Annotated in this window: 13 protein-coding genes; 5 read left to right on the forward strand and 8 right to left on the reverse strand. The window is 71.5% G+C overall.

Features of this window, described 5'->3' with window-relative positions; genetic code table 11:
- Positions 1-257: 257 nt before the first annotated feature.
- Complete coding sequence (locus AC5677_RS13705; RefSeq protein ID WP_497195318.1) at positions 258-1,307, reverse strand: LacI family DNA-binding transcriptional regulator; 1,050 nt, start codon at positions 1,305-1,307, stop codon at positions 258-260.
- 448 nt (positions 1,308-1,755) lie between these two features.
- On the opposite strand from AC5677_RS13705, the gene AC5677_RS13710 reads away from it, so the two are divergent.
- Together AC5677_RS13710 and AC5677_RS13715 are read left to right on the forward strand one after the other, a co-directional pair.
- Entirely contained in the window at positions 1,756-2,820 is a 1,065-nt protein-coding gene (locus AC5677_RS13710) for a Gfo/Idh/MocA family protein (RefSeq protein ID WP_497195319.1), read from the forward strand.
- On the forward strand, positions 2,817-3,590 hold the full coding sequence (locus AC5677_RS13715) for a sulfite exporter TauE/SafE family protein (RefSeq protein ID WP_497195320.1): 774 nt from the start codon (positions 2,817-2,819) through the stop codon (positions 3,588-3,590). Before AC5677_RS13710 ends, AC5677_RS13715 begins: the two co-directional genes overlap by 4 nt.
- Positions 3,591-3,651: 61 nt before the next feature.
- Here AC5677_RS13715 and AC5677_RS13720 read toward each other — a convergent pair whose 3' ends face one another.
- Positions 3,652-4,206, reverse strand: coding sequence for a GNAT family N-acetyltransferase (locus AC5677_RS13720; protein ID WP_497195321.1), 555 nt, complete (start codon positions 4,204-4,206; stop codon positions 3,652-3,654).
- 40 nt (positions 4,207-4,246) lie between these two features.
- Positions 4,247-4,978, reverse strand: coding sequence for a DedA family protein (locus AC5677_RS13725; protein WP_497195322.1), 732 nt, complete (start codon positions 4,976-4,978; stop codon positions 4,247-4,249).
- A gap of 285 nt (positions 4,979-5,263) precedes the next feature.
- Between AC5677_RS13725 and AC5677_RS13730 the strand changes: the two genes are divergently transcribed.
- Positions 5,264-5,584 carry a heavy-metal-associated domain-containing protein gene (locus AC5677_RS13730; protein ID WP_497195323.1) on the forward strand — a complete coding sequence of 107 codons (321 nt, stop codon included), beginning with the start codon at positions 5,264-5,266 and terminating at the stop codon, positions 5,582-5,584.
- Between the two features lie 668 nt (positions 5,585-6,252).
- On the opposite strand, the gene AC5677_RS13735 is transcribed toward AC5677_RS13730, so the two are convergent.
- From AC5677_RS13735 to AC5677_RS13755, 5 genes are all read right to left on the reverse strand, one after another.
- The gene (locus AC5677_RS13735) at positions 6,253-7,542 is read right to left on the reverse strand and encodes a citrate synthase (protein WP_497195324.1); all 1,290 of its coding nucleotides are present in this window, start codon (positions 7,540-7,542) and stop codon (positions 6,253-6,255) included.
- A gap of 176 nt (positions 7,543-7,718) precedes the next feature.
- Positions 7,719-9,926, reverse strand: a complete 2,208-nt coding sequence (gene recD2 / locus AC5677_RS13740) for an SF1B family DNA helicase RecD2 (RefSeq protein ID WP_497195325.1) — start codon at positions 9,924-9,926, stop codon at positions 7,719-7,721.
- 293 nt (positions 9,927-10,219) lie between these two features.
- Complete coding sequence (locus tag AC5677_RS13745) at positions 10,220-11,095, reverse strand: sugar phosphate isomerase/epimerase family protein (protein WP_497195326.1); 876 nt, start codon at positions 11,093-11,095, stop codon at positions 10,220-10,222.
- Positions 11,092-12,222 (reverse strand): dihydrodipicolinate synthase family protein, encoded by a 1,131-nt coding sequence (locus AC5677_RS13750; protein WP_497196611.1) that lies wholly within the window; start codon positions 12,220-12,222, stop codon positions 11,092-11,094. Before AC5677_RS13750 ends, AC5677_RS13745 begins: the two co-directional genes overlap by 4 nt.
- On the reverse strand, positions 12,174-13,325 hold the full coding sequence (locus AC5677_RS13755; RefSeq protein WP_497195327.1) for a Gfo/Idh/MocA family protein: 1,152 nt from the start codon (positions 13,323-13,325) through the stop codon (positions 12,174-12,176). Before AC5677_RS13755 ends, AC5677_RS13750 begins: the two co-directional genes overlap by 49 nt.
- A gap of 280 nt (positions 13,326-13,605) precedes the next feature.
- Between AC5677_RS13755 and AC5677_RS13760 the strand changes: the two genes are divergently transcribed.
- On the forward strand, positions 13,606-14,628 hold the full coding sequence (locus tag AC5677_RS13760; RefSeq protein WP_497195328.1) for a bifunctional helix-turn-helix transcriptional regulator/GNAT family N-acetyltransferase: 1,023 nt from the start codon (positions 13,606-13,608) through the stop codon (positions 14,626-14,628).
- Positions 14,629-14,687: 59 nt separating this feature from the next.
- Positions 14,688-15,533, forward strand: coding sequence for a sugar phosphate isomerase/epimerase family protein (locus AC5677_RS13765; RefSeq protein WP_497195329.1), 846 nt, complete (start codon positions 14,688-14,690; stop codon positions 15,531-15,533).
- Positions 15,534-15,770 lie beyond the last annotated feature (237 nt).

Here is a 15,770-nt window from a genome sequence, read left to right on the forward strand (position 1 = left end):
CGCCCCTGCCACCATCTGCGGTGACGGCGGGTCCGCCACGGAACCGCAACGCGTGGGCCCCGTCCGGCGCGGGGCCCACGATCACGGTATGACGCTCCGGCATGACGTTCCGGTATGCCACTCCTCCGGGGCCCGCTGGGCACCCTCGCTCCGGCGGGGCGACCCGTCGTACGACAGCACCCGCGTGCGCCGATGACCTGCCCGTTCTCCCCTCTTCTCGCGCCGTTCCGTGCCGAGCGGGAGCCTGGTCCGTTCCGTCAGCGCCGCTCAGGGAGCGGTGCCGCGGAGCCGCGGATCTCCAAGGACGGGACGACCAGCCGGCGCTCGGCGGGCCGGTCGGGGCGCTCCATTCGGTCCAGCAGGCACTGCGCGGCCCGGCGTCCGACGTCGTAACTGGCATTGTCGACGGTGCTCAGCCACAGGTGCCGGATGCGGGCGAGGTAGGTGTTGTCGCAGCCGATGAGGGAGAGGTCGCGGGGCACTTCCAGGCCCAGCTCCTGCGCCGCCGAGAGCGCGCCCACGGCGCAGATGTCGTTGAAGGCGAAGACGGCGGTGGGGCGTTCGCGGTCCCCGGCTGCCTGACCGCCCAGCATCCGGACGGCCGCCCGGTAGCCGCCCTCTTCGGTGGCATCGCTCGGTTCGACCGCCGGCTCCGCGCCGAGGCCGTGCGCGCGCATCGCCGCCTCGAAGCCACGTCGCCGCAGCTCGCCGACGCTTCCGGGGCCGGCGATATGGGCGATCCGGCGATGGCCGAGGCCGATGAGGTGCTCGGTGGCGAGCCGGGCACCGCGCTCGTCGTCGTTGGCGACGGTGTCCACCCGCGGCAGCCGCGGATCGTGGCTGCCCGCGACAACCGTCGGCAGCCGCTCGGCCACCTCGGCGAGCGCGGCGGTGTCGGGCAGCGTGCCCACCGCGACCAGCCCGTCCACCCGCAGTTCCAGGAACGCGCGGGTGAAGTCCTCACCGGTTCGGCGGCCCAGCCTGCTGTCGGCCATCAGCATCCGCAGGCCATGCGCGTGCAGTACGGAGTTCAGGCCGTCAAGCAGCTCGACGAACCAGGGGTTGCGCATGTCGTTCAGCAGCACGCCCACGGTGTGGGTACGGCGCGCGACCAGGCTGCGCGCGGCGGCGTTGGGCCGGTAGCCGAGCTCCTCGATCGCGTCGAGGACGGCCCGCCGCTTGACGTCACTGACCCGGGGCGACCCCTGCAGGACGAGGGAGACCAGGGATTTGGAGACACCGGCGCGCTCGGCCACGCCGCGGATGGTCGGGGGCCGGTCCACGGGGTGGGGATTGGACCGTTCCATGAGCGGGATCCTTCCATCGGGCCACGTCGACGTCAACGGCCGCCGTTTCGGTCGCCGCATCGGCTCCGTGTGCCTCGGCGCCCCGGCGCCCGGGTACTGCAGTGCCCCAGCGCCGATTGCCTCGTCGACTCGGCCCGCAAGGGTTGACATGCGGACAACCGGACATGCAGGGTGCCAGGGCGGTCAGGTATTGGACCGTTCCAATCGTGTGCCGATCGCTCGTACTCGATGCCCGATGACGGCCGGTGCCGAATGGATACGGGCGGTGCCGCACGCCCCGTGCCTCGCGCCCAGTGCCCAGTACTCAGTGCTCAGCGCCGAATGCCCCCGCATCGGTGGCCATGACCTCGAACGCCCTGAACCTCTGCGCCTCCCCCTCCCTTCTCCCCCTCCCCTCCTGGCCCCTGAATCCCTGCCTCCCGAAAGCTCCCTGGAAAGGAACCGACGCATGAAGATCGGGCTGATCGGCACCGGGCGCATCGGCGCGTTCCACGCCGCGACCCTCCAGAACGTCCCCGGCGTCACCGAACTCGTGGTCGCGGACGTGGACACCGCTCGCGCCGCATCGCTGGCGGCATCGCTCGGCGTGCGGGCCGCCGCGGGCATCGAGGAGATGTACGCGGACGGTCTGGACGGCGTGGTGATCGCCGCCGCGACCAGCGCGCACGCCCAGCTCATCCATCAGGCGCTGGACGTGGGGGTGCCGGTGTTCTGCGAGAAGCCGGTGGCGCCGGACGTGCCCGGCACCATCGGCGTCGTGGAACGGGCGCAGGCCGGGTCCGTGCCCGTGCAGATCGGTTTCCAGCGGCGCTTCGACGCGGGCTACCGCGCCGCCCGCGAGGCACTGCGCTCCGGCGCGCTGGGCCGGCTGCACACCCTGCGCGCCTGCACCAGCGATCAGTCGCCGCCGCCGGCCGGTTACATCCCCACCTCCGGCGGGCTGTTCCGGGACTGCAGCATCCATGACTTCGACATCCTGCGCTGGCTGACCGGCCGCGAGGTGGTCTCCGTCTACGCCCAGGGGTCCGCTCGCGGCGCGGCCTTCTTCATCGACGGCGATGACGTCGATACCTGCGCGGCGCTGCTGCGGTTCGACGACGACACCCTGGCCACCGTCACCGCGACCCGTTACAACGGCGCGGGGCACGACGTCCGGTTGGAGGTCTGCGGCTCCGAGGACGCGCGCTTCGTCGGGTTGGACGACCGCGCGCCGCTGCCGTCGGCGGAGGCGAAGCTGTCCTGGCAGCGGTCGGCCACCCCGTACGCCACCTTCATGGAGCGCTTCCACGATGCGTACGTCACGGAGCTGGGCGTCTTCACCGAGGTCGCGGCGGGCCGGGCGGCGAACCCGTGCTCGCCCGCCGAGGCGCTGGAGGCGCTGTATATCGCCGAGGCGTGCGAGCGCTCGCGCCGGACCGGCGAACCGGTCACCCTCGCGGACATCCGCGCCACCACCGGCGGGCCGGCCCGCGCGGCCGCGGACGGCAACGGCGGTACGGCGCCCGGCGCGTGACCGATCTCGGGCTGACGGGCCTGGGCGTGCTGATGCTCGCCGCGCTGCTGGTGGGGGTCTCCAAGACCGCCGTCAGCGGCGTGGGAGCGCTCAGCGTCGCGCTGTTCGCCGCCGTACTGCCCGCCAAGGAGTCCACCGGCGCGCTGCTGCCGCTGCTCCTCGTCGGCGATGTGGTGGCGGTCCGCGCCTACCGCCGGCATGCCGACCGGCCCGCTCTGCTGCGGCTGTTGCCCTCGGTCGCGGCCGGCGTCCTGATGGGCGCCGCCTTCGTCGCCGGCACCGATGACGCCGTCGTCCGCCGCACCATCGGTGGGCTGCTGCTGACGATCGTGCTGCATCACCTGTGGCGGCGGACGCGGGAGCGGCGCGCGGTCACGCCGACGGAGGGCGCGCAGCCCGCGCCCGCCCGTCGCCAACGGCATGTGCAGGCGCTGTTCTTTGGTCTGGTCGCAGGTTTCGCCACCATGGTCGCCAACGCCGGCGGCCCCGCCATGTCCCTCTATCTGCTCACCTCCGGCCTGTCCGTGCTCGGGTTCCTGGGCACCGGTGCCTGGTTCTTCCTGATCGTCAATCTCTTCAAGCTGCCGTTCAGCGTCGCGCTGGGACTGCTCACGCCCCGCGCCCTGGCACTGGACGCGGCGCTCGCCCTGGCCGTGCTCGTCGGCGCCCTCATCGGGCGCGCGTGCGTGCACCGCATCGACCAGGCCCTCTTCGAACGGCTGGTGCTGGCGTTCACCACCCTTTCCAGCCTCAACCTGCTTCTTCAATAGGGCAGTTGCGGGACGGCACCCGTACGCACCGCGTCACCCGTCACCCGTCACCCGTCACCCGTCACCGATTCAGCTTGACCCGCCAGTTGTTGGCCCGCATCCGGCGCCCCTTGGGGAATTCGATTTCGCATTCCCCTCGGAAGCCGAATCCCGCTTTCCGGCATACGGCGTTGGACGCGTATTGCTCCACCGAGGGGAAGGCATGCAGATACCGATGCCGCCCCGCGGCTCCGGCCGCCGCTATGACCTCCCGTGCCGCGGCCGCCGCGATACCGCGCCCCTGGAACTCCGGCAGCACTCCCCACCCCGTCTCATACGCCCGCGCGCCCCGCCAGGTGAGCTCCCAGTAGCCGACCGAACCCACCACCACCTCCCCGGAGTGGCCCTTGCGCCCGTCGCCCTGCGTCTCGCCCCCAGCCGTCAGCACCACCCGGAACATCTGCCCCGCCCCGTCGAGCCCGAGATACCGCCCGTGCCGGGCGGCCACCTGCGCCTCGGTTTCCGGACCGCCGAGGTGCTCGGTCATCTCCGGCGTGTTGAGCCTGTGCAGTAGGTCGATGTCGTGCGCCGTCCACTCCTCGATCCGCACCCGAGGTGCGCCTGTTCCCCTCGTCATGCAGTCAACGGTAGGACCTGCCACTGACAATCGGCCGCCACTAGGACAGCGGGCTGCGAGTCCGCCCTCCGTGCCCTTCGGGTGTGTCGAAATCCCTGGTCAGCGCGGTACTTGAGGGGTTCCGACGGCCGGGCCCGGTCGTCCCGGTCCCGCCCCCTTCGCCTTCCCCGGCACGCTTGTGCGCCCCGCCTGGCTCCGCCCCTCCGCCGCCGTCCGCCGGCACCCGCAGGGCGCGGCGGCGGGCGGCCCACTGGATGCCCGAACCCACCGCGGCGATCGCACAGGAGACGCCGATGCCGATGCCCACGGCGTAGAACGGGTCGCCTGCCGCGGCGCTGCCCATGTAGCCGAGGCCGACCGAATACGTCGCCCACAGCGCCTCGGCGCAGGCCGCGCCGATCACGTATGTGCGCCGGGGGTAGCGCACGACCCCGGACGCCAGCGCACCGGCGATCCGTCCGCTGGGCAGGAACCGCACGCCGATCACAAAGGGCAGGCCGTAGCGCTGGATATGGGCGGAGGTCCACTCCAGCAGCGCCCGTCGGCGCGGCCGGCGCTGCATCCACTTCCGTACGGGGCCGCCGAACCGCCGCGCGACGAGATACATCAGGACGTCCCCCAGCAGCGCGCTGCCGGCGACGACCAGCAGGATCAGGGGCAGGAACGCATCGCCCTGCGAGGCGAGTACTCCGGCCGTGACAAGCAGCGCGGAATTGGGGACCAGCGGTGGCAGGCTGGTCAGCGCCAGCAGGCCGTAGGCGAATACGTCCATCCGGCCGCCTCCTCGGATCCGCCCCGAGTCCGTACCCCAAGGCTGACGCGTGGCGGGGCGCACGGCAACGCGTGGCGCATCGAGGTTGGATTGATACCCCCTAGGGGTATACAGTGAGGGCACGGGAAGGCGCCGGTCACCATCGACGCCCCTCCCGGCATTCCGGCACCACCCGTGCCGCGCGAACCGCACGGACCGCGCGGACACGCAGCACATAACAGAACACACGGAACACACGGAACACGCAGAACACACCGCACACACCGGCACCACGAGGAGAAACCCATGACCGCCACGTCTGCCACCTCCGCCGCAGCCGCCACGTCGACGAACGGCTCCTGCTGCACCCCCGAGGGCTCCTGCCACTCGGACTCCGGCGCCACCCAGGCCGGCGAGGTGACCACCACGTACAAGGTCACCGGCATGACCTGTGGGCATTGCGAGGGCGCCGTCCGGTCCGAGATCGCCGAGATCGCCGGGGTGAGCTCGGTGGAGGCGGTCGCGGCCACCGGACTGGTGACCGTCACCTCCGCCGCCCCGCTCGACGAGGAGGCCGTGCGCGCGGCCGTAGACGAGGCCGGCTACGAACTCGTGGGCCAGGCCTGACCCTGACAGCCGCTCCACCGCACAGCGCAGGTCGAACTCGCCATCGGCGGGATGGCCTGCGCTTCGTGCGTCGCGCGCACACCAGCGAGCGGATGCGGCCGCGGATGCCGCCCGGTCGACCCGCGCCACGCCCGCGACGATCACGGGGAATCCGCTCCGCCGCGACGGCCTTCGCGTCGGCTTTCATGGCCACCAGCAGCCCGGGGCCACGAACTTTCACATAGCGCTCACAACTCACACAACACCCATACGTCAGCGCATCGATCCCCAACTCATTCCCCTTGACCACATTCGCCCTTTATGGCAAGAGACCCAGATCACACCGAGGGGAACGTAACCATTGAGGGGGGTCGTGAGTCTAACCGTGCAGTGCAAGCACCCCGGCGGCGCTTGCACCGCACAAGCCGTGCAGATCTTGGGGGATCGTGCCCGGCTACGCGTGGCCGGGGCGACGCGCCCGGGGAGCTTGAGCGGCCCTCCCGAATGTGCGCGTCCCGGCAGATCGCGGTGCAACCCGAAACGCCCGGACGGATCCCGTGGGGGGAATCCGACCCGGGATATGGGAAGCGCCCCGCACTCCGGACCCGTGGGGGGATCTGGAGGCGGGGCGCTTTTCTGCGCTCAGCGGCCGTCAGGGCGCTCAGCGGCCTGCCGTCAGGGCGCGACCGTCAGCGCTGCTCGACCGGCACGAAGTCGCGCTCGACGACTCCGGTGTAGATCTGCCGCGGGCGACCGATGCGGGAGCCGGGCTCCTTGATCATCTCGTGCCACTGGGCGATCCAGCCGGGCAGCCGGCCGAGCGCGAAGAGCACCGTGAACATCTCGGTCGGGAAGCCCATGGCCCGGTAGATCAGGCCGGTGTAGAAGTCGACGTTCGGGTAGAGCTTGCGCGAGACGAAGTAGTCGTCGGAGAGCGCGTGCTCCTCCAGCTTGAGGGCGATGTCCAGCAGCTCGTCGGACTTGCCGAGCGCCGAGAGGACGTCGTGCGCCGCCGCCTTGATGATCTTCGCCCGGGGGTCGAAGTTCTTGTAGACGCGGTGCCCGAAGCCCATGAGCTTCACGCCGTCTTCCTTGTTCTTCACCTTGCGGATGAAGGAGTCGACGTCGCCGCCGTCGCGCTGGATGCCCTCGAGCATCTCCAGCACGGACTGGTTGGCGCCGCCGTGCAGGGGACCCCACAGGGCATTGATGCCCGCCGAGATCGAGGCGAAGAGGTTCGCCTGCGAGGAGCCGACCAGGCGGACCGTCGAGGTCGAGCAGTTCTGCTCGTGGTCCGCGTGCAGGATCAGCAGCTTGTCCAGGGCGCTGACCACAACCGGGTCGAGTTCATAGTCGGCGGCGGGCACCGAGAAGGTCATCCGGAGGAAGTTCTCGACATAACCGAGGTCGTTGCTCGGGTAGACGACCGGGTGGCCGACCGACTTCTTGTAGGCGTACGCCGCAATCGTCGGGAGCTTGGCCAGCAGGCGGATCGTGGAGATGTGCCGCTGCCGCTCGTCGAACGGGTTGTGGCTGTCCTGGTAGAAGGTCGACAGCGCGCTGACGACCGACGACAGCATCGCCATCGGGTGGGCGTCCCGGGGGAAGCCGTCGTAGAAACGCTTGACGTCCTCGTGGAGCAGGGTGTGGTACGTGATGTCCTGCTTGAAGCCCGCCAGCTCATCGACGGTGGGCAACTCGCCGTTGATCAGGAGATACGCGGTCTCGACGAACGTGCTGCGCTCTGCGAGCTGCTCGATCGGGTACCCACGGTAACGAAGAATTCCCTGTTCACCATCGAGATAGGTGATCGCGGATTTGTATGCCGCGGTGTTGCCGTAACCGGAATCCAGGGTCACCAGACCGGTCTGGGCGCGCAGCTTCGAGATGTCGAAGCCCTTGTCGCCGACACTGCTGTCGACGACCGGGTAGCTGTATTCGCCGTCCCCGTAACGCAGTACTACAGAGTTGTCGCTCACGTCATCCCTCACCGACGTTGTGCCTCTTCTTCGAGGTGCCCTGACTGCCTATACCTTCCCCCATTTGGACCTTGGATGTGCACTCGGGGTCGGCCATAGGGCCCTATCGCGGCACTCAGTGCCGCGCCGCTGTCCATCCTGCTCCCCTTCGCCCCGATTGGGAAAGAGGGGTGACCTCACCTCGCACCGGCGAGGCGGTGATCAAGCGCTGTACAGCGCCGACCGGCGGATACGGTGCGCACGGCCTGCCCCAGGGCCTTCCGGGAGCCGACCAGCACCACCAGGCGTTTCGCCCGGGTCACGGCGGTATACAGCAGATTGCGCTGGAGCATCATCCACGCTCCGGTCGTGACCGGAATCACCACCGCTGGATACTCACTACCCTGCGAACGGTGGATCGTCACGGCATAGGCGTGTGCCAATTCGTCCAATTCATCGAAATCGTAGGGGACCTCCTCGTCCTCGTCGGTGCGCACGGTCAGCCGCTGGTCGTCGAGACTGAGGTCCGTGACCACCCCCACCGTGCCGTTGAAGACGCCGTTGCGGCCCTTGTCGTAGTTGTTCCTGATCTGGGTTACCTTGTCGCCCACCCGGAAGACCCGGCCGCCGAACCGGCGCTCGGGCAGATCGGGCCGGGCGGGCGTGACGGCCTGCTGGAGCAGGGCGTTCAGCGCGCCCGCACCGGCCGGGCCACGGTGCATCGGAGCCAGCACCTGGACGTCCCGGCGGGGGTCGAGGCCGAACTTCTGCGGGATCCGCTGGGCCACCACCTCGACGGTCAGCCGGCCGGCCGCCTCGGTGTCCTCCTCCGCGAACAGGAAGAAGTCCTTCAGGCCGGTCGTCAGCGGCGGGACGCCGGAGTTGATGCGGTGCGCATTGGTCACCACCCCGGACTGCTGCGCCTGACGGAAAATCCTGGTCAGGCGCACGCACGGCACTGGGCCCGACTCGGCGAGCAGATCCCGCAGTACCTCACCCGCGCCCACCGACGGCAGCTGGTCCACATCCCCGACAAGCAGCAGATGGGCGCCCGGCGGCACCGCCTTGATGAGCTTGTTGGCCAGCAGCAGATCGAGCATCGATGCCTCGTCGACGACCACCAGATCGGCGTCCAGCGGCCGCTCGGCGTCATAGGCGGCGTCCCCGCCCGGCTTGAGCTCCAGGAGGCGGTGGACCGTGGAGGCCTCCGCGCCGGTCAGCACCGAGAGCCGCTTGGCCGCGCGGCCGGTGGGCGCCGCCAGCACCACCTTGGCCTTCTTGGCGCGGGCCAGCTCCACCACGGAGCGGACCGTGAAGGACTTGCCGCAGCCGGGCCCGCCGGTCAGCACCGCCACCTTCCGCGTCAGCGCCAGCCGCACCGCCGCCTGCTGCTCCGGCGCCAGCTCGGCCCCCGTACGCCGGGCGAGCCAGGCCAGCGCCTTGTCCCAGTCCACGTCCCCGAACGCCGGCATCCGGTCCTCGTCGGTGCGCAGCAACCTGGTCAGCCGCCCGGCCAGCGAGAGCTCCGCGCGGTGGAACGGGACCAGATAGACGGCGGTGACCGGCTCGCCGTCCTTGTCCGGGACCTGCTCGCGCACCACCCCCTCGGGGTCGTCGGCCAGCTCCCCCAGGCAGTCGATGACCAGGCCGGTGTCCACCTGGAGCAGCTTGACCGCGTCCGCGATGAGGCGCTCCTCGGGCAGGAAGCAGTGCCCCTGGTCCGTCGACTGCGACAGCGCGTACTGCAGGCCGGCCTTGACCCGCTCCGGGCTGTCGTGCGGAATGCCCACGGACTGCGCGATGCGGTCGGCCGTCAGGAAGCCGATGCCCCAGACGTCGGCGGCCAGGCGGTAGGGCTCGTTGCGGACGACGGAGATGGAGGCGTCGCCGTACTTCTTGTAGATCCGCACGGCGATGGACGTCGAGACGCCGACGCCCTGGAGGAAGACCATCACCTCCTTGATGGCCTTCTGCTCCTCCCATGCCGCGCCGATCATCTTCGTCCGCTTGGGGCCCAGGCCCGGCACCTCGATCAGCCGCCCGGGACTCTCCTCGATGACGTCCAGGGTGTCGGTGCCGAAGTGCTCGACGATGCGGTCGGCGATCCGCGGGCCGATGCCCTTGATCAGGCCGGAGCCCAGATAGCGGCGAATGCCCTGGATCGTGGCCGGGAGGATGGTGGTGTAGTTCTCGACGGTGAACTGCTTGCCGTACTGCGGATGGGAGCCCCAGCGCCCCTCCATCCGCAGCGACTCCCCCGGCTGCGCGCCCAGCAACGCCCCGACCACCGTGAGGAGATCGCCCGCGCCGCGGCCGGTGTCGACCCGCGCGACCGTGTAGCCGTTCTCCTCATTGGCGTAGGTGATCCGCTCGAGGACCCCTTCCACCACCGATGCGTTGACCATGTCCCGACCGTACCGCCGGGGTCTGACAACGCGTTCGGCCCGGCCGCTCCGCCGGGCGCGGCCGAGGGGCCCGTCCGATGGCCGGGCCCCTCGGCTCCCTCCCCTTCTCGTCGGCCTCCGGATCCCCCCGGTTCCTCCCCCGTCGAGGCCGACGCCCGCTATGACCTCTGTGGGCCGTCAACGGTTGTGCATCCGCCGAGTTGTTTTCCGGCTGCCCTGGGTGACATGGGCGGGCGGCGGGCGGTGGTGGTGCCGTCGAAGGCGGCCCGAGCCCCTCCGACTTGCGCGGCGGGTCATCCGACATGCGCGACGAAGCGGTCCACGATCTCGGCCAGCACCTGAGTCCCGTCCCGTGCCCACAGGGCCGGGCTGAAGATCTCCACCTCGATGGGTCCCTGGTAGCCGGCCGCGTCCACCCGCTCCCGGAACCACCGCAGATCCACCGACCCGTCGCCGAGCTGCCCGCGTCCCAGGAGGACTCCCTCGGGCAACGGGGTGACCCAGTCGGCCAGTTGGAAGGCGGCGATCCGCGATCCGCCCCCGCCGGTCCCGCCCGCGCGGGCGATCGCCGCGCCGACCGTGTCGTCCCACCAGAGGTGGTAGGTGTCGACCACGACCCCTACCTGGTCAGCGGGGAACCGCTCGGCGAGGTCGAGGGCCTGGGCGAGCGTGGAGACCACACAGCGGTCCGCCGCGTACATCGGGTGCAGCGGTTCGACGGCCAGCCGTACGCCCCGCTCCGCGGCGTACGGCGCCAGCTCCCCGAGCGCGTCCGCGATCCGCTCCCGGGCGCCGGGCAGATCGCGGCTGCCGGGCGGCAGCCCGCCGGAGACCAGGACCAGGGTGCCGGTGCCGAGCGTCGCGGCCTCCTCGATGGCGGCCCGGTTGTCCTTCAGGGCGGCCGCGCGCTCCCCGGGGTCCTCGGCGGTGAAGAAGCCGCCCCGGCACAGGCTCGTCACCTCCAGCCCGGCATCCCGGACCAGCCGGGCGGCCGCCGCCACCCCGTAGTGCTGCACCGGCGCGCGCCACAGGCCCACGCCCGGCACGCCCGCCCGCGCACACCCGTCCGCCAGCTCCGGAAGGGACCACTGCCTGAGGGTCTCCTGATTGAGGCTCAGCCGGGAGAGCAGGCCGGGCTGCGGGAGGGAAGGGGCTTTCTCGTCCGTCATGCGCCCTCCGTCCCGTACACCGCGAGCAGCTTGCGCATCCGGGCAGCGGCGAGCTCCGGGTCGGGGAACAGGCCCAGTCCGACGGCCAGTTGATGGGCGCGGCGAAGGTGTGGCAGCGAGCGGGCCGACTGGAGGCCGCCGACCATGCTGAAGTGGGACTGGTGCCCGGCGAGCCAGGCCAGCAGGACCACGCCTGTCTTGTAGTAGCGGGTGGGTGCCCGGAAGAGGTGCCGGGCGAGGGCGACGGTCGGGTCCAGGACGGCCCGGAAACCGGCCCGGTCCCCGGCATCCAGGAGGCGTACGGCGTCGGCGGCCAGAGGGGCCAGCGGGTCGAAGACGCCCAGCAGGGCGTCGCTGAAGCCGTGTTCGTCGCCCGCGATCAGCTCGGGGTAGTGGAAGTCGTCGCCGGTGTAGCAGCGCACTCCCTTCGGCAGCCGACGGCGCAGCCGCACCTCCCGGCCGGCGTCCAGGAGGGAGACCTTGACGCCGTCCACCTTGCCGGGGTGCCCGGCGGTGATCTCCAGGAACGTCTCGGTGGCGGTGTCGAGATCCGTGCCGCCCCAGTAGCCCTCCAGCGCCGGGTCGAACATCGGGCCGAGCCAGTGCAGGATGACCGGTCCGGTGGCCTGGCGCAGCAGGTGGCCGTAGAGGTCCAGGTAGTCGTCGGGGCCCGTGGCGGCCGCGGCGAGCTGCCGGGACGCCATCAGGACCGGGCGCCCGCCGGCGTCCTCGACGAGGCCGAGCTGTTCCTCGTAGGCGGTCCGGACATCCGCCAGCGAGGCGCCGTGCGGCGGAAGTTGGTCGGTGCCGACGCCGCAGGCCAGCAGGCCGCCGACGGTGCGGGCCTCGGCGGCGGTACGGCGGATCAGCTCGGCGGCGGCCGGCCAGTCCAGGCCCATACCGCGCTGTGCGGTGTCCATGGCCTCGGCCACTCCCAGGCCGTGCGACCAGAGGTGGTGGCGGAAGGCGAGGGTGGCGTCCCAGTCGAGGGCGGCCGGGCCGTCGGGGGTGGTGTCGGCGTGCGGGTCGGGCACCACATGGGCGGCGGCGAAGACGGTGCGGGAGGCGGCGGGCGGCGTCACAGCGCCAATTCCGGAACGTTCAGGCGGCGGCCCTCGGCCGACGATTTCAGGCCGAGTTCGGCGAGCTGGACGCCGCGGGCGCCCGCCGCCAGGTCCCAGTGCCAGGGCTCATCGCGTACGACATGCCGCAGGAAAAGCTCCCACTGCGCCTTGAAGGCGTTGTCGAACTCCGCGTTGTCGGGGACCTCCTGCCACTGCTCGCGGAAGCCTCCGTCCGCCGCGATGTCCGGATTCCAGACCGGTTTGGGGGTGGTGGAGCGGTGCTGGACGCGGCAGCCGCGCAGCCCGGCGACGGCCGAGCCCTCGGTGCCGTCCACCTGGAACTCGACCAGTTCGTCGCGGTGCACCCGCACCGCCCAGGAGGAGTTGATCTGCGCGACGATCCCGTCGGCCAGCTCGAAGATACCGTAGGCGGCGTCGTCGGCGGTGGCGTCATAGGGCGCGCCGGACTCGTCCCAGCGGCGCGGGATGTGCGTGGTGATCTGCGCCTGTACGGTCCTGACCGGCCCGAACAGCTCGTGCAGGACGTATTCCCAGTGCGGGAACATATCGGCCGCGATGCCGCCGCCGTCCTCGGCGCGGTAGTTCCAGGAGGGGCGCTGCGCGGACTGCCGGTCGCCCTCGAAGACCCAGTAGCCGAACTCGCCCCGTACGGACAGGATGCGGCCGAAGAAGCCGCCCTCCACCAGGCGGCGGAGTTTGCGCAGTCCGGGCAGGAAGAGCTTGTCCTGGACGACGCCGTGCTTGATGCCCGCCTCGCGGGCCATCCGGGCCAGTTCCAGGGCGCCGGACAGGCCGGTGGCGGTGGGCTTTTCGACGTACACGTGCTTTCCGGCGGCGATCGCTTTCTTCACCGCCTCCGCGCGGGCGGCGGTGACCTGGGCGTCGAAGTAGATGTCGATGCCGTCGTCGGCCAGGACTGCGTCGAGGTCGCAGGTGAAGTCCGGCAGGCCGTGCCGTTCGGCCAGGGCCCGCAGCTTGTGTTCGGAGCGGCCGACGAGCACGGGTTCGGGCCAGATGACCGTCCCGTCCCCGAGGTCGAGGCCGCCCTGTTCGCGCAGGGCGAGGAGGGAGCGGACCAGATGCTGGCGGTGGCCCATGCGTCCGGTCACGCCGTTCATGGCGATGCGTACGGTCGTGCGTGTCACGGTCCGGCCTCTCTCGCGCGGTGCGGGACGGGGTGCGGGGGTGCTGCGTGCTGCGTGCTGCGTGCTGCGTGCTGCGTGCTGCGTGCTGGAGCGTCCGCGATGGCCTGGCAAGCGCTTTCTACCGCGAGGGACGCTAGCCCGCGTGGCGGCGCACCAACAGGGGGCGGGAAGCCGCGGAATGCGGCCCGCGGGCGGGGCGGGGCGGCACGCGAAATCGATGGTGCGCGGATCCACGTCTCCGCGTATCCTTGACTCAGTCAAGGGTGAGCGGGGGTTGCCGATGACGGCCGGAAGCACGACCAGGACCGGGACCACGACGACGGCGCAGAGCGCGTCCGAGGGCGCGGCCGCACAGACATCACAGCCGGCGCCGGGCGATCCTGCCGTCCGCGAGCTGCGCGGATTCAACCGCTTCTACACCAATCTCATCGGCGCGCTGGACTACGGCCGCCATCTCTACACCCCGTACACCCTCACCGAGGCCCGGGTGCTCTACGAGCTCGCGCATCAGGAGCGGGTGGATGCCGCCGATCTCCGCGTGTCGCTGTCGCTGGACGCGGGGTATCTGAGCCGGCTGCTCGGCAAGTTCGAGGACCGTGAGCTGATCACCCGCGGCAGGTCGGAGCGGGATCCGCGGCGCCAGCGGATCACCCTGACCGAGGACGGCCAGGAGGCGGCCGGGCTGCTGGAGGTGCGTTCCCAGGACGCCGCGGCGTCGCTGCTGCGGGGGCTCCCGGCGGCGGACCGGGCGCGTCTGGTGGCCGCCATGCGAACGATCCGTGAGCTGCTGGAGGAGGGCACGCCGGGCGGCGACCCGGCTCCCGAGGTCACGCTGCGCACCGCCGGGCCGGGCGACCTGGGCTGGATGGTGGAGCGCAACGCCGCTCTCTACGCCGCCGAGTACGGCTTCGATCTGAGTTACGAGGCGCTGGTGGCCCGGATCGTCGCGGAGTACGCCGAGGGCTTCGACCCCCGATGGGACCGCACCTGGACAGCGGAGCTGGGGGGCGAGCGGGTGGGCGCCGTGATGTGTGTACGGGACACGCGGCCCGGGACGGCGCGGCTGCGGCTGCTGCTGGTCGAGCCCGGTGCGCGGGGGCACGGCGTGGGCCGCATGCTCGTCGACACCTGTGTGGCGTTCGCCCGTGACGCCGGGTACGACGACATGGTGCTGTGGACCAACTCCGTGCTCGGCGCGGCCCGGAGCATCTATCAGCGGGTCGGCTTCGAGCTGGTCGGCGAGTCGGAGCACCACAGCTTCGGGCAGGACCTGATAGGCCAGGACTGGCGTCTGACGCTCTGATGCCCGGGACCGGCGGGGGCGGGCCCGTGGGACGACACAAGGGACGGCGGGCAAGCGCGATGGGTGAGACGGGCACCGCGGTGCGATTCGCGTTCTCGACGCTCGGGGTACCGGGGATGCCGGTGGCCGAGGTACTGCGGCTGGCCACCGGCTCCGGGTATCAGGGCGTGGAGCTTCGCGCCCATCCCGAGGAGCCGGTGCATCCGCGCCTCGGAGTGCCGGAACGGTTCGCGGTGCGGCGGCAGTTCGCGGCGGCGGGCGTGGAGATTCTGGGCGTCGCCGGATACCCGAAGGTCGCCGCCGAGCGGGACGGGGCGGGCGAGGAGGAGCTGGCCCGGGAGCTGACCGGGCTGGTGCTGCTCGCCGCCGACCTGGGGGCGCCGTACGTCCGGGTCTTCCCCGGTGGCGGCGACCGTCCGGCGGCCGCGGCGGAGGCGGATGCCGCGCGCCGGCTGGCCGCGGTGGCGCCGCTCGCCGCCGGCCGGGGTGTCCGCGTCCTGCTGGAGACCCATGACTCGCACCGTACGGGCGCGGCCGCCGCCCGCATCCTGGACCGGGTGCGGCATCCCGGGATCGGCGCGCTGTGGGATGTGCTGCACAGCTGGCTCGGCGGCGAGCGGCCCGCCGACTCCTGTGCCGCGCTCGCCCCGCATCTGGGCTATGTCCAGGTCAAGGACGTCGCCTCGGCCCAGGACACCACTCCCCTGCCCCTCGGCGCCGGCCGGCTGCCGCTCGCGGACGCCCTGGCCGCGCTCGGGCCCGGCGTCGGCCGCGGCCGCGCCGGCGGCTGGCTCTGCTGGGAGTACGAAAAGCGCTGGTACCCCGAGGCGGCCGAGCTGCCCGCCCTCCTGGCCCCGGGCCGCGCCCACCTCCAGGGCCTCCTCGACGCCGCACCGGCCCGCTGACCCGGCCCGCCGCCCGGTCCGCTCGGCCCCGACCGCCATCACCCGCCCGGTCCGCACGCCCCCGACCGCCTTCACCCGCCCGGCCGCCCCATGGGCACCCCTCACATATCCCCCGCCGCCCCGCAAACCCTGGGCGCCACCACATACCCCAGTCATTGACCGGCAATAGTTTTCCGGCTATCCGTGTCTCCTTGGAAGTTTCCTTCACTTCGCCGAGGAAGCCCTCCGGAAGGAGCG

Source organism: Streptomyces sp. JLSY215, from assembly GCF_059682825.1.